Origin of the sequence: uncultured Rhodoblastus sp., from assembly GCF_903903185.1 — a bacterium.
Taxonomy (GTDB): domain Bacteria; phylum Pseudomonadota; class Alphaproteobacteria; order Rhizobiales; family Beijerinckiaceae; genus Rhodoblastus.
The window spans coordinates 15,466-29,618 of sequence record NZ_CAIUXT010000053.1 but is presented as its reverse complement, the minus strand read 5'-3'; the positions used below and the strand labels follow the sequence as shown (position 1 = coordinate 29,618).

Sequence of the window (14,153 nt, the reverse complement as noted above, 5' to 3'; positions counted from 1 at the left end):
TGCTCAAAAACGATATCGACGTCCTTCTTGCCGGTAATGTCCCAGATCGCCTTGCCGAACTTGCGGGCCTCTTTGGTCCATTCGACATATTCGGGCGAATTGACTTTCGGCAGCTGGCCCCAGCATTTGAAGTCCTTACGATTGATTACGCCCTTCGCGCCGAGCGAAAGAACGTAATCGCGCTTGGATTCGTCGGAGATGATGCCGATCGCATTGGCGCCCGCCGCGGCGATGAGCTGCACGCCGAAAACGCCGAGGCCGCCGGACGCGCCCCAGACCAGTACATTGTCGCCGGGCTTCAGGCGGTGCGGCTCATGGCCGAAGAGCATGCGATAGGCGGTCGCCAGCGTCAGCGTGTAGCAAGCGCTTTCTTCCCAGGTCAGGTGCTTCGGCCGCTCCATCAACTGGCGGTCCTGAACTCGGCAGTACTGGGCGAAGGAGCCGTCGGGCGTCTCATAACCCCAGATGCGCTGGGACGCCGAGAACATCGGATCGCCGCCATTGCATTCCTCGTCGTCGCCATCGTCCTGGTTGCAGTGGACGACGACTTCATCGCCGACTTTCCAGCGCCGGACCTTGGAGCCAACCGCCCAGACGACGCCCGACGCGTCCGATCCGGCGATAAGATAAGGAAGCTTGTAGGCTTCGAGCATCGAAACGGGCTCGCCGAGGGCGGCCCAGACGCCATTGTAGTTAACGCCCGCCGCCATCACCAGAACCAGCACGTCATGGCTGTCGAGTTGCCAGGTTGGCACCACTTCGAGCTGCATCGCCGTTTCCGGCGGACCGTGACGGTCCTTGCGGATCACCCAGGCATGCATGTTTTTCGGCACATGGCCGAGCGGCGGAATTTCGCCGATGTCATAAAGATCCTTCAGGAGCGGCTCGCTTTCGGTCTTCGCGCCGCTCGCCACTGGCGATGGACTATTCAACGCTGACTCCTGTCGTTGCTGGCCCCCTCCTGGAAAAGAGGCCCAAGGCTAGAACGGATTGCGAAAAAGCGAAATGGCTTTTCCGCTTCATCCCGTGGAAAACACGCGATCCAAAACAGGCCGTTCCTGGCAGAGCGACATGTCCGCTTCACTTCTCAGGGGGCCATTATACATTTTCTGTTGGTTTGGCGAGCGCCCATGCATTTTTTTTTGCTTCGTGCTAGGTTTGACGCGTCTTTTGTTCCCAATTCGCCATTTTCGGCAAGAGAAATGCAAATGCAATAAGAACATATGATTATGGCGCAGCGGCGAGAGCCTCGCCTTGCGGCCCTTTCCGCCGCGCGCCGATTGTGCCATGCGGAAAAGTGAAGAAAAGCATGAGGCGGGCGAAAGCGCGGATCGGAAAATTCAATCGCCCACGCGGCAGCAGAAAGCGAGGTTTTGATGACGACAACAGCCCCCAGTCGGGACAAGCCCTGGATTTTCCGCACCTATGCGGGACATTCCAACGCCGCCGACTCCAACAAGCTTTACCGTGGCAATCTCGCCAAGGGCCAAACGGGGCTATCCATCGCCTTCGATCTGCCAACCCAGACCGGCTATGATTCCGATCACGTTTTGTCGCGGGGGGAGGTCGGCAAGGTCGGCGTGCCGATCTCGCATCTTGGCGACATGAACGTATTGTTCGACGGCATTCCGATCGCCCAGATGAATACGTCGATGACGATCAACGCCACGGCGCCCTGGCTTCTCGCGCTCTACATCGCCGCCGCCGACGCCCAGGGCGCGCCGCGCGCGGCGCTGCAAGGCACGACGCAAAACGACATCATCAAGGAATATCTTTCGCGCGGCACCTACGTTTTCCCGCCAGCACCCTCCCTGCGGCTGACCAAGGACGTGATCCTGTTCACGACGCGCGAGGTTCCCAAATGGAATCCGATGAACGTCTGCTCCTATCATCTGCAGGAAGCGGGCGCGACCCCGGTGCAGGAATTGTCCTATGCTCTGGCGACGGCGGTCGCCATTCTCGACATGGTGAAGAAATCCGGCCAGGTCTCGGAAGAGGATTTCGGTGAAGTCGTCGGACGTATTTCGTTCTTCCTCAATGCCGGTATGCGCTTCGTCACCGAATTGGCCAAGGTTCGGGCCTTCACGGAACTCTGGGACGAACTCACCCTTGAGCGCTATGGCGTGAAGGAAGAGAAATATCGCCGTTTTCGTTACGGCGTGCAGGTCAATTCGCTCGGCCTGACCGAACAGCAGGCTGAAAACAACGTCTATCGCATTCTGATTGAAACGCTCGCCGTGGTCCTGTCGAAAAACGCCCGCGCTCGCGCGGTGCAATTGCCGGCCTGGAACGAGGCGCTCGGCCTGCCGCGCCCCTTCGATCAGCAATGGTCGCTGCGCCTCCAGCAAATTCTCGCCTATGAAACCGATCTGCTGGAATTTGGGGATCTGTTCGACGGCAGCGTCGAACTGACCAAAAAGGTCAATGAGCTCAAAAAGGAGGCTCTGGCGGAACTGGCGGCCATCGATGCGATGGGCGGCGCCGTCGCCGCGGTCGAGACCGGCTACCTCAAGTCGAAACTGGTCGAATCCAACACGCGCCGCCTGGAAGCCATCGAGGCAGGTGAGCAGATCGTCGTCGGCGTCAATAAATTCGTCGAGGGCGAGCCTTCGCCGCTGACGGCCGGCGACGGTTCGATCATGGTCGTGCCCCACCACGTCGAGGCCGAACAGATCGAGCGTCTCAAAGTCTGGCGCGAGCAGCGTGACGCAAGCGCCGTGGACAAGGCGCTCGCCGACCTGCGCGCCGCCGCCCAGGAAGACCGCAACATCATGGAGCCGTCGATCGCCGCCGCCAAGGCAGGGGTGACGACAGGCGAATGGGGCCAGACCCTGCGCGAGGTGTTTGGCGAATTCCGCGCCCCCACGGGCGTCGGACGCAGCGCCCGGCAGACCGGGGGATCGCTCGATCCGGTGCGCACGGAAGTCGAACGCGTATCGAAAAAGCTCGGCCGCCGGATCAAGTTTTTGGTCGGCAAGCCCGGCCTCGACGGCCACTCCAATGGCGCCGAACAGATTGCGGTGCGGGCCCGCGACGCCGGAATGGAAGTGGTTTACGAGGGCATCCGCCTGACCCCGGCCGAAATCGTCAATGCCGCTCTGGAAGAGGGCGTGCATGTTGTCGGTCTGTCGATCCTGTCCGGTTCGCACGTGCCTTTGGTGCGCGATGTGCTGGAGCGCATGAAAACGCTGGGCATAGGGGAGGTGCCGGTGATCGTCGGCGGCATCATTCCGCCCGAGGACGAGAAGCTGCTGCTGTCCGAAGGCGTCGCCGCCGTCTACACGCCCAAGGATTACGAACTCAACGCCATCATGGCGGATATTGTCCGCGTCGTCGAAGAGCGCGCCGCCAAAGTCTGAAAATGCGAAAACATTGCCGGTCTTCGCCTGTTTGCAGAACGGGGGGCGGCTTCATTCCGATTTGACCGGAGTTTTAAAATGTCGGCGGATGCCTGCACTCAAGGCCTGGACACCGGATTTATCGAACTGGGCGCCGCCAAAGTGGCGGCGCTCGGCGTCGTCCAGGGCATTTCGGAACTTTTGCCCATTTCCTCGACCGCCCATATGCGGATCGTGCCGGCCCTACTCGGCTGGCGCGATCCCGGCTCGGCCTTTTCCGCCGCCATGCAGATGGCGGCTCTCGCCGCGGTGGTTTCCTATTTCTGGAGCGACGTGCGCGGTCTGGTCTTCGGCTCCATTGACGCGCTGCGGCGGCGCGATTTCCACGACTGGAATTTGCGCTTCACCACCTGGATATTATTGGCGACGCTGCCGCTGGTCATTTTTGGAACCCTGTTGTCGAAATGGCTCAACGCCTGCGGCACGCCGCTCCGCAGCCTGCCGGTGATCGGCGTCGCCTGCATCGTCATGGCGGTTCTGCTGGCTCTGGCCGAAAAATTCTGTGCCCATCGCCGGACTCTCGACAATGTTTCGCTCAAGGACGCCATGCTGGTTGGCATCGCGCAGGCCGGCGCGCTGATCCCGGGCGTTTCGCGTTCCGGCTCGACCCTGACGGCCGCGATGTTTCTCGACCTCGAACGCGACCAGGCGGCGCGCTTTTCCTTCCTGCTCGGTCTCCCGGCCATCTTCCTCGCGGGCGCCCGGGAGTTTTACGAGCTTTACAAGGCCAATCTATCGGCCGACGGCTGGATGATTCTGGCGGTCGGCCTCGTTGTCGCCTCCATTTCGGCTTTTGTCGCGATCTGGAGCCTGATGCGGATTCTCGAAAAATTCTCTTCCTGGCCGTTCGTCGTCTACCGCTTCCTGCTCGGGGTCTTTCTGCTGGCAGGCGTGGCCTTGGGCTGGCTGCAATAAACGGGACGCTTGGAGCGCATTCGGTGAACGGAAGTACTTCGAACGCGTTCCAGGCCGCCAGATCCCTTTTTCCGATCAGTTGAGCAGGGCCGGCGTCGCTTCCGGCGCGACCGCCAGCCTGCCGACAGGCTTGCCATCGATGGTCAGTTCGCCATCGCTCGCGCCAATGGCGATTTGTTCGCCATCGTCGATTTCTCCTGCCAGCAGCCTTTCAGCCAACGGGTCCTGCACATATTTCTGGATCACGCGTTTGAGCGGGCGCGCGCCATAGGCGGGATCGTAGCCCTTGTCGGCCAGCCAGCTCCGACCGCTTTCGGTCAGTTCCAGCGCGATCTTGCGGTCTTCGAGCAGCCGGTCCAGCCGCTTGAACTGAATGTCGACAATCGCGCCCATGTCCTGGCGCCGCAGCCGATGGAACAGGATGATTTCATCGACCCGGTTGAGGAATTCGGGCCGGAAATGCGCCCGCACGACCTGCATCACCTCGCTGTATACGGCGGAGGAATCCTCGCCTTCCTTCTGCATGACCAGAAATTCCGAGCCGAGATTTGAGGTCATGATGATCACGACATTGCGGAAATCCACGGTGCGTCCCTGGCCGTCGGTCAGGCGACCGTCATCGAGCACCTGAAGCAGGACATTGAAAACATCGGGATGGGCTTTTTCGATTTCGTCGAACAGCACGACCTGATAGGGGCGACGCCGCACCGCTTCCGTCAGGGCTCCGCCCTCCTCATAGCCGACATAGCCGGGAGGCGCGCCGATGAGCCGGGAAACCGAATGTTTCTCCATATATTCCGACATGTCGATCCGCACCATCGCCGTTTCGTCGTCGAACAGGAACGACGCCAGGGCCTTGGTCAGTTCGGTCTTGCCGACGCCGGTCGGGCCAAGGAACATGAACGAGCCGATGGGACGGTTGGGGTCCTGCAAACCGGCGCGCGCGCGGCGAACCGCTGTCGCCACCGCCGCCACAGCTTCTCTCTGGCCAACCACCCGACGTGCAAGTTCATCCTCCATTTTCAGGAGCTTGGCCCGCTCACCCTCCAGCATCTTGTCGACCGGCACGCCGGTCCAGCGCGACACCACCTGGGCGATCTGGTCCGGGGTGACCTCTTCGTCCACCAGAACCGCGCCGGACCTGCCTTCGTTCTCGGCCAGCGTTCGCTCCAGTTCGGGAATGATGCCATAGGTCAGCCGTCCGGCTTCCGCGTAATCGCCCTTTCGTTGAGCGATGAGCAGATCGTTGCGCGCCGCTTCGAGCTTTTCCTTCATCTTCTGCGCCGCGCCGAGCTTGTCCTTTTCCGCCCGCCAGCGTGTCGTCAGTTCGGCGGATTTCTCGTTCAAATCGGCAAGCTCGCCTTCCAGCCGCTGGAGCCGGTCCTTGGAGGCCTGGTCGGTCTCCTTCTTGAGCGCCTCCTGCTCGATCTTGAGCTGCATGATGCGGCGGTCGAATTCATCGAGTTCTTCCGGTTTCGAATCGACTTGCATGCGCAACCGCGAGGCCGCCTCGTCCATCAGGTCGATCGCCTTGTCGGGCAGGAAACGATCGGCGATATAGCGGTTGGACAGCGTCGCCGCCGCCACCAGCGCCGAATCGCTGATTCTCACGCCGTGATGGAGCTCATATTTCTCCTTCAGGCCGCGCAGGATGGAAATCGTGTCCTCGACACTCGGCTCGCTCACGAAAACCGGCTGGAAGCGCCGCGCCAAAGCGGCGTCTTTTTCGACATGCTTGCGATATTCGTCGAGCGTGGTCGCTCCAACGCAATGCAGTTCGCCGCGCGCCAACGCGGGCTTCAGCAGGTTGGAGGCGTCCATCGCTCCATCCGCTTTGCCTGCGCCAACGAGCGTATGCATTTCATCGATGAACAGAATGACCCCGCCTTCCGCTGCCGTGACTTCATTCAGAACGGCTTTCAAGCGCTCCTCGAATTCGCCGCGATATTTCGCGCCCGCGATCAGCGCGCCCATGTCCAGCGCCAGAAGGCTCTTGTCGCGAAGGCTTTCCGGAACGTCGCCATTGACGATTCGCAGCGCCAAGCCTTCGACGATCGCGGTCTTGCCAACGCCGGGCTCGCCGATCAGCACGGGATTATTCTTGGTGCGGCGCGACAGGACCTGAATGGTGCGCCGGATTTCCTCGTCGCGGCCGATGACCGGGTCGAGCTTGCCCTCCCGCGCCGCTTCAGTCAGGTCGCGCGCGTATTTTTTTAAAGCGTCATAGGCGTTTTCGGCGGAAGCGGAATCGGCGGTGCGGCCCTTGCGCAAATCCTCAATCGCCTTGTTGAGCCCCTGCGCATTGGCGCCGGCCTTGGCCAGGATTTTGCCGGCGTCGCTGCCGGTATCCATGGCGAGAGCGAGCAACAGCCGTTCAACCGTGACAAAGGAATCGCCGGATTTCTGGGCGATTTTTTCGGCGCTGTCGAAAACCCGCGCGGTGTCGGGAGCCAGATAGAGCTGACCGGCGCCCGCGCCTTCGACGCGCGGAAGCTTGGCGAGGGCCAATTCGCATTGCTGCAAGGCTTCGCGCGAGCGCCCGCCGGATTTGTCGATGAGACCGGCCGAAAGTCCCTGTTCATCGTCGAGCAGGACTTTGAGCAGGTGAAGGGGAGTGAATTGCTGGTTGCCTTCGCGCATCGCCAGCGACTGCGCGGACTGGACGAAGCCCCTCGCGCGTTCGGTAAATTTCTCGATATTCATGTCCATCCTCCAAGCCCACGGCAGCCCCCCGATCGGCAGGACTGCGGCGTCAATTCACGGGGCCCCTTGCGGCAGCCTAGGCCTTGATATGGGAACGTCTTCTCCGGTTGAAAGGGCGCGCGGTTTGAAAGCTTGGCGTATGCCGGGACAAAAACGGCGCCCGAGGGCGCCGTTCTGTCGATGCAGGATTGAAGGGGTCAATCGGCCGAACTGGTCTCGGGCAAGGGCGTCGGATCGTCGCCTTCCGATCCCGGCTCGGAGCGAACACGGCGCCGGCGGCGCGGGCGCAGGTGAAAGCGGTTCTCTCCTTCGTCATCGCCGGGCGCGGCGGCAAAATCCGCAGGGGTCGGCGCCGACGCAATCGGTTCGACGAAGGCCTCGGTTCCGATTTCCAGTGGCGGAGTCGACGTGCGCGTTGGCGCCGTGATGAAGGCCGGAAGCGCGGCGCCTATCGCATCGAAATCGACGCGCGGCTGTTCCTGGCTGCCGGGGCTCGGCTCGAAGCGAGGCGGTTGATCGCGAAAACGGTTGCGCCCCTGACCATTCTGGCGCTCGCCGCCATTGCGTTCATTCTGTTGGCCGAAACGTCGGTCGTTGCGCTGCTGGCGGTCTTGAGGTTGACGATCCTGGGATTGACGATCCTGCCGTTCGGGACGCTCGCCATTGTAATTGGGCGCCCGTTCCGGATTTCGGTCCTGCCGTTCCGGCCTGTCGTTCTGTCGTTCGCCCTGATCCGGATTATAGGTTGGACGATCGAAATAGGGTTGTGGCTGACCGCCGTAGCCGATGGGTCCGCCGTTTGGCTGCTGCGGTTGAAAGGCCGGAATTTGCGGGGCGCGCTCCAGGGGAGACGCGAAACGGTCCGGCAGGGCGACGAAATCGTCATCCTCGTCGCCTTCGTCCAGTTCCTCGCCGTTGCGGCCATAGCCCAATTGCGCCTGCTGTTGCGCGGTCTGGGCGGCGGCGATGATTCGGAAATAATGCTCGGCGTGCTGGAGAAGATTTTCCGCCGCGACTGGATCGCCGGACGACTGAGCGTCGCGCGCGAGTTGCAGGTATTTTTCGGCGACGTGTTGGGCCGTGCCGCGAATTTTCACGTCCGGGCCGGTGGATTCATAAGTCCGCGTCAACGGACTGGGGCCTTTTCGATTGCTGCGACCGCGCATACGTTTGTTTTGACCAGGTCTCATTGACAGTCCCTGAGTGAGTATTGGGCGACGCCATAATCGTCGCCAGCGCATAAGGACATCGAATGCCTTATGCAGGTCACCATGGCGCGGCGATTGCGGCGCTTTCGCCTCACCGGCCATGTTTGCGGATTTCCCGCAAATTTTTTTCGACTAGCAAATCCGTTGAGGGAATCGGCAGATCACACCACGTCGCTCTAGTCGCGTCGGAAAGGGCTCGAAAACATTTATCCAAACGGCTCCCTCCCGAAGGAAACCGGATGATGACCGAGCCAAGCTGCGATTAAATGAAGCGCAACGTGATTTTTTGCTGCATTGCAGACTAGACTTTTTTTTGGTTCAAGCCAAGTCCAAACTTCGAGTCGAAACATCAAGCCCAAATTTGCCGAAAAAGCGAGCGAAGCGACAAGGACCGGCTTCATGCCGCGTCGATGACGGCTACCCTGTCCCGCTTGCCGGCATCGGTCAGGATTTTGGCGCCGGGAAATCCCGCCGCCGCCAGAATATGGCGGACATCGGCGGCTTGCCGCCAGCCAATCTCCAAACAGGCGCCGCCGCCGCGCGCCAGCAACCTCTTGAGATCGAAGGCGATCTGGCGATATGGGACGAGACCGTCCGCCCCGCCGTCGAGAGCTAGCAACGGATCGAAAGCGGCGACTTCCGGTTCGAGGGAGGCGATCTCCTCGGTGGCGATATAGGGTGGATTCGAAACGATCAGGTCGAAGGAGCCGCGCAAGGCTTGCATCCAGTCGCCGCGAATCACGCCGGACCGGCTGGAAAGGCCGCAAGAAGCAAGATTATGCAGCGTCACGGCGCAGGCGGCCTTTGAGCGATCGACGCCGACGCCAAAAGCATCGTCGCGGCAGTGAAGAATCGCGCAGAGAATCGCTCCCGAGCCCGTCCCGAGATCGAGAACGCGCGGATTGGCGATGTTTTTTTGTTTCAGCAGAGCCAGCGCCGCGTCGACCAGGGTTTCGGTGTCGGCGCGGGGATCCAGCACTTCCTCTGCGATTTGCAGGTTCAGGCCATAGAAGCTGCTGCGCCCCAGAATGCGGCTGACCGGTTCGCCGGCAAGACGACGCTCGGCGTAAAGCTGCAAACGGACCGCAGCGTCTTCGCCCAACTGGCGCTCGGCCTCCAACAATAGCGCCAGCGGCGTCAAGCCGGTGGCTTCTTCCATCAGATGACGCGATTCGAGTTCGGCCGGCTGTTTCCCGGCGGCGGCCAGAGCCGTCGCCAGTTTTTTCCGCGACCGGCCCAGGGTTTCGGTCGCGGTGAATTTTGGCGAAGCCAGGTCCAGCCTCAGGCTCCCAAAGCCTTGCCCAATATCCGCGTCAGTCGAACGGCGAAGGCGGCGGCGTCCTGCGGCGCCTCGCCATCCATCACCCGCGCTTCGTCGAAGAGCAGCCAGACGGCGTCGTCGAACAGGCTCCGGTCGCCCGCCTTGGACTGCGCCTCCAGGGCGATCACCAGAGGATGCGAAGGGTTGATTTCAAGCACCGGCTTGATGGCGCCGGGGGCCTGGCCATGCGAGGCGAGGATTTGTTGCAGGCGCAGGTCGGGGCCGAATTCCGGCGCCACCAGACAGGCGGGGCTTTCCGAAAGCCGATCGGAGACGCGGACGTCCTCGACCACGGCTTCCAGCGTCTGCTTGGCCAAAGCCACAAAATCGGCGATCGAGCCGGGGTTTTCCGCCGGCGGCTTGGCGCCGTCGATCAGGTCGATCGATTTGATGTCGGCGGCGCCTTGAGTCGCCGATTTGAAGGGCTTGCCATCATAGCCGACGGCGGTCTGGACCCAGAAGGCGTCGACCGGATCGGAAAGCAGCAGCACTTCGACGCCTCTGGCGCGAAATCCTTCGAGTTGCGGGCTGGCGGCAATGCGTTCGGCGCCTTCGCCGGCAATATAATAGATGGCGGTCTGGTTGGGGCGCAGCGCCGCGACATAATCTGCCAGCGAACGCTTGGCTTCCTTTTCGGCGGTCGTGGCGAAACGCGCCAATTTGAGCAGGATGTCGCGCCGTTCGGGATCCTCGTAAAGCCCTTCCTTAAGCACGGCGCCGAAATTCTTCCAGACTTCGGCGAATTTTTCCGCGTCAGTTTCCGCCAGTTTGGCGATGTCCTGCAACAGGCGATTGGCGACGCCTTTCTTGATCGCGGCGAACAGGTTGCTTTCCTGCACCATTTCACGCGAGACATTGAGCGGCAGGTCGGGCGAATCGACCACGAGACGAACAAAACGGAGGTATCCGGGCAGAAGATCGGCGTCGCGCGAAATGAGCACCCGGCGGGAATAGAGTTTCGCCCGGCCCTTGCGGGCGGGATCGAACAGGTCGAAAGGGCGTGATCCCGGGACGAAGGCCAGCACCGTATATTCGGCGCGACCCTCGGCCCGCCAGTGAACGGTCAGCGCCGGCTCGTCGAACTGGCCGGCGATCTCCTGATAGAATTCCTTATATTGTTCCGGCGTGATTTCCGCCTTGTTCTTCGTCCACAGCGCTGCGCCCTCGCCAATGCGGCGCGGCTCGGCGCCCGGCTTTTCGATCAAATCGATGGGCGTGGCGACGGCGCTCGAATGTTCATCGATGATCGCTTCGATCTTGTGGGCGTCAAGAAAGGCTTTCGATTCGGCGTTCAGGTGGAGAATGACGCGCGCGCCGTGCAAAGGCGCCTGGTCGCGTTCGATGGGAGCGATTTCGTAATCGCCCTTGCCGTCCGAACTCCACCGCCAGGCCTGATCTTCACCTGCCCTTCTGGTTTCGACCACAACCTGGTTCGCGACCATGAAGGCCGAATAGAACCCGATTCCGAACTGGCCGATCAATTCGGCGGGTCCGCTTTCCGCGTCTTTTGTTTTGTCCGAGTCCTGAACTTTTTCCAGAAACGCCCTTGTTCCCGAATTGGCGATCGTTCCCAGGGCAAGGGCGAGATCTTCGCGCGACATGCCGACGCCATTGTCTTCGACGCTGAGCGTCGAGGCGTCCGGATCGATCGCCACGCGAATAGCGAATGGCGCGCCATCGCTGACCAGCGCCGGATTGCTATTGGCTTCGTAGCGCAGCTTCTCGCAAGCGTCGGCGGCGTTGGAAATCAGTTCGCGCAGAAAAATATCGCGCTCCGAATAGATCGAATGCACCATGAGGTGCAGCAGGCGCGTCACATCCGCCTGGAAAACATGACGTTCGCCGGTCAGGGTCGCAGAATCCGAATCCATGCTGCTCTCTCTTTATTGATGGGAAAAGTCCGCCAGCGTCGGCTGGCTCCGCGCCGGAATATCGCGGCGCTCTCGCCCGGTTTCAAGATGCAATCGTTTGCGGCGTCTTCCGCGCGTGGCGACGAGCGGGCGTTTCCCGCGTGAACAGCTTGATTTCCATCCTTGCGCCGGAAAAGGAACCGCGCAATCATTGTCATCCTGCCACCGCCAACCCCAGTCTTCCAGCTTGAACGACGATCGGTCCGAACCGGATTTTCAGATTTTGCGCTTGCCGGGCGCGGCGTCCAGCGCGCAGAGCGGCCATCTCGTTGGTTTTGACCGGCGGGAATTGCAGGCGATATTCCAGATTTACGGTCGGATGGTCGCCGTTGGCGTCTGGCGCGATTATGCCATGGATTTCCTGCCGACGCGGGCGGTATTTTCGATCTTCCGCCATCATGGCGAGGCCGCCTATTACCGGATCGTCAAGGAGCCGAGGGCGGCGCGCAAACAGGGGGCCTATTCGATCATCATGCAGACGGGCCTGATCCTGAAGCGCGGCCCGGAATTGCCGCGGCTCCTCGCGGCGCTGGAAAAAAGACCGAGGCTTGTCTAACCCTCAAAACAGGTCACAGCTTGCGCAGCGCGACTTCCTCGATGCGATGGCTCGATCCCTTGGTCAGGATCAGGCTGGCGCGGGCGCGTGTCGGCAGGATGTTTTCATGCAGATTGCGCAAATTTGTGCGTTTCCAGATGCTTCGGGCGACCTCTTCCGCCGCGGCGTCGCCGACTTCGGAAAATTTCTTGAAGTAGGATCGCGGGTCGCGGAAGGCGGTCGAACGCAGGCGCATGAACCGCGCGACGTACCATTTTTCGAGTTCGTCCTCATCGGCGTCGAGATAAATGGAAAAATCGAAAAAATCGGAAACGAAGGGGGTTTCCTTGCCATCGCGCGGCAGGCGGCTCGGCAGCAGCACATTCACCCCTTCGACGATGAGAATATCCGGCCGATCGACGCTGATGGTCTCGTCGTGAACGACGTCATAGGTCAGATGGGAATAGACCGGCGCTTCGACATGGCTGCGTCCCGCCTTGACGTCCGAAAGAAAACGCAGCAGCCGGGCGCTGTCGTAGCTTTCCGGAAAACCCTTGCGATCCAGGATATCGTCGCGCTCCAATTGGGCGTTGGACTGCAGGAAGCCGTCGGTGGTGATGAGGTCGACCTTCGGCGTATTGGGCCAGCGCGAGAGCAGCGCCTGCAAGACGCGGGCGGTGGTCGATTTTCCGACCGCGACCGAACCCGCGACGCCGATGATGTAAGGCACCTTGCCGTCGTCCGCGCCGAGAAATCTCTGAGTCGCCTTGAACAGGCCCTGGGTCGCGGCGACATAGAGCGCCAGCAGGCGCGACAGCGGCAGGTAGATGGCGATCACTTCTTCGAGTGAAATCGGATCGTTGATGGATTGCAGCCGTTTCAGATCGCCGATGGTCAAGGTCAGCGGCGTATCGGCGCGCAGCTGCGCCCATTCCTCGCGGGTGAAATGGCGGTAAGGCGACAAATTCGGACCCGGCGTTTCAACTTCGCCTTCGTCACGAATCTTTCTGACAGGTTCGATCAAGGCCCCCTCCACGACGCTACAGGCCTCCTATTTCGGACGCGAGGCTTTTTCCCGAAGGCCCGATTGCTGGGTGCGCCGGGCGAGTTCGTCGATAACATCCTGCAACGGAACGCCGCCGTCTTGAAGCAAGACCATTAGATGATAGAGCACGTCCGCAGCTTCGGCCCTGAGCGCCTCGCGGTCGCCCTGGACGGCGGCGATGGCCGCTTCGAACGCCTCCTCGCCGAATTTCTTGGCGATGCGCGCCGCTCCGCCGTCGAGCAGGCTGCGCGTATAGGAACTGTCGGCGGGTGCGGAGGCGCGGCTGGCGATGAGCCGGGCAAGATCGTCGAGGGTGAAGGATTCGGTCATGGGGGTCCATTCAGGCGGCGGGCGGATCGAGGCGCATCGGCAGGCCTGCCCTCGCCATATGGGCTTTGGCTTCGCCGATGCTGTATTCGCCGAAATGAAAGATCGACGCCGCGAGCACGGCGCTGGCGTGGCCGTCGCGCACGCCTTCGACGAGATGGTCGAGATTGCCAACGCCCCCCGACGCGATGACGGGAATGGCTACGGCGTCGGCAATGAGGCGGGTCAATTCGATGTCGAAACCGATTTTGGCGCCGTCGCGGTCCATCGAGGTCAGGAGAATTTCGCCCGCGCCAAGTTCGGCGACTTCTCTTGCATAGGCGACCGCGTCAATGCCGGTGGGGCGGCGACCGCCGTGGGTAAAGACCTCCCAGCGCCCGGCGCCGACGCTTTTCGCGTCGATCGCCACGACAATGCACTGGCTGCCAAACTTTTCCGCTCCCCTTCGGACAAAATCGCGATCGTTCACGGCGGCGGTCATGATCGACGCCTTGTCGGCGCCCGCGAGCAGAAGGTTACGGATGTCGTCGAGCGTGCGCACGCCGCCGCCGACGGTCAAGGGCATGAAACAAGCTTCTGCCGTGCGGCGCACAACATCGAGCAGAAGGCCGCGCTCCTCGTGGCTGGCGGTAATGTCGAGAAAGCACAATTCATCGGCGCCGGCGGCGTCATAGGCGATGGCGCTCTCAACCGGGTCGCCGGCGTCGCGCAGATCGACGAAATTGACGCCCTTGACAACCCGACCATCCTTGACGTCGAGGCAGGGAATGACACGCTTCTTGAGCATTTCC

The 14,153-nt window shown here is 61.5% G+C and carries 11 protein-coding genes; 3 read left to right on the top strand and 8 right to left on the bottom strand.

Annotated features, from left to right (window positions below; all coding sequences use genetic code 11):
• On the bottom strand, positions 1-932 hold a 932-nt coding region (gene ccrA / locus QZY01_RS04445), incomplete at its 3' end, for a crotonyl-CoA carboxylase/reductase (protein ID WP_294533850.1).
• Between the two features lie 444 nt (positions 933-1,376).
• Between ccrA and QZY01_RS04440 the strand changes: the two genes are divergently transcribed.
• The gene (locus QZY01_RS04440) at positions 1,377-3,359 is read left to right on the top strand and encodes a protein meaA (protein WP_294533847.1); all 1,983 of its coding nucleotides are present in this window, start codon (positions 1,377-1,379) and stop codon (positions 3,357-3,359) included.
• A gap of 78 nt (positions 3,360-3,437) precedes the next feature.
• On the top strand, positions 3,438-4,313 hold the full coding sequence (locus QZY01_RS04435) for an undecaprenyl-diphosphate phosphatase (RefSeq protein ID WP_294533845.1): 876 nt from the start codon (positions 3,438-3,440) through the stop codon (positions 4,311-4,313).
• Positions 4,314-4,388: 75 nt separating this feature from the next.
• Here the strand turns inward: QZY01_RS04435 and clpB are convergent, their stop codons facing one another.
• The 4 genes from clpB to htpG form a co-directional block, all read right to left on the bottom strand.
• Positions 4,389-7,016, bottom strand: a complete 2,628-nt coding sequence (gene clpB, locus QZY01_RS04430; RefSeq protein WP_294533842.1) for an ATP-dependent chaperone ClpB — start codon at positions 7,014-7,016, stop codon at positions 4,389-4,391.
• Positions 7,017-7,213: 197 nt separating this feature from the next.
• Positions 7,214-8,182, bottom strand: coding sequence for a DUF4167 domain-containing protein (locus QZY01_RS04425; protein ID WP_294533864.1), 969 nt, complete (start codon positions 8,180-8,182; stop codon positions 7,214-7,216).
• A gap of 439 nt (positions 8,183-8,621) precedes the next feature.
• Positions 8,622-9,443 (bottom strand): peptide chain release factor N(5)-glutamine methyltransferase, encoded by an 822-nt coding sequence (gene prmC / locus QZY01_RS04420; RefSeq protein WP_294533861.1) that lies wholly within the window; start codon positions 9,441-9,443, stop codon positions 8,622-8,624.
• A gap of 62 nt (positions 9,444-9,505) precedes the next feature.
• Positions 9,506-11,416, bottom strand: coding sequence for a molecular chaperone HtpG (gene htpG / locus QZY01_RS04415; RefSeq protein ID WP_294533839.1), 1,911 nt, complete (start codon positions 11,414-11,416; stop codon positions 9,506-9,508).
• A 226-nt stretch (positions 11,417-11,642) separates the two neighbouring features.
• Here htpG and QZY01_RS04410 point away from each other — a divergent pair, with 226 nt between their 5' ends.
• Positions 11,643-12,011, top strand: coding sequence for a DUF2794 domain-containing protein (locus QZY01_RS04410; RefSeq protein ID WP_294533836.1), 369 nt, complete (start codon positions 11,643-11,645; stop codon positions 12,009-12,011).
• Between the two features lie 13 nt (positions 12,012-12,024).
• Here the strand turns inward: QZY01_RS04410 and coaA are convergent, their stop codons facing one another.
• Genes coaA through hisF form a run of 3 tightly spaced genes read right to left on the bottom strand, consistent with a single transcriptional unit; the run spans position 12,025 to position 14,149 of the window.
• Complete coding sequence (gene coaA / locus QZY01_RS04405; protein WP_294533858.1) at positions 12,025-13,011, bottom strand: type I pantothenate kinase; 987 nt, start codon at positions 13,009-13,011, stop codon at positions 12,025-12,027.
• 30 nt (positions 13,012-13,041) lie between these two features.
• Positions 13,042-13,365, bottom strand: coding sequence for a phosphoribosyl-ATP diphosphatase (locus tag QZY01_RS04400; protein WP_294533833.1), 324 nt, complete (start codon positions 13,363-13,365; stop codon positions 13,042-13,044).
• Positions 13,366-13,375: 10 nt separating this feature from the next.
• A complete protein-coding gene (gene hisF / locus QZY01_RS04395; RefSeq protein WP_294533831.1) occupies positions 13,376-14,149 on the bottom strand; it encodes an imidazole glycerol phosphate synthase subunit HisF in 774 nt (257 codons plus the stop codon).
• Positions 14,150-14,153: the final 4 nt, after the last annotated feature.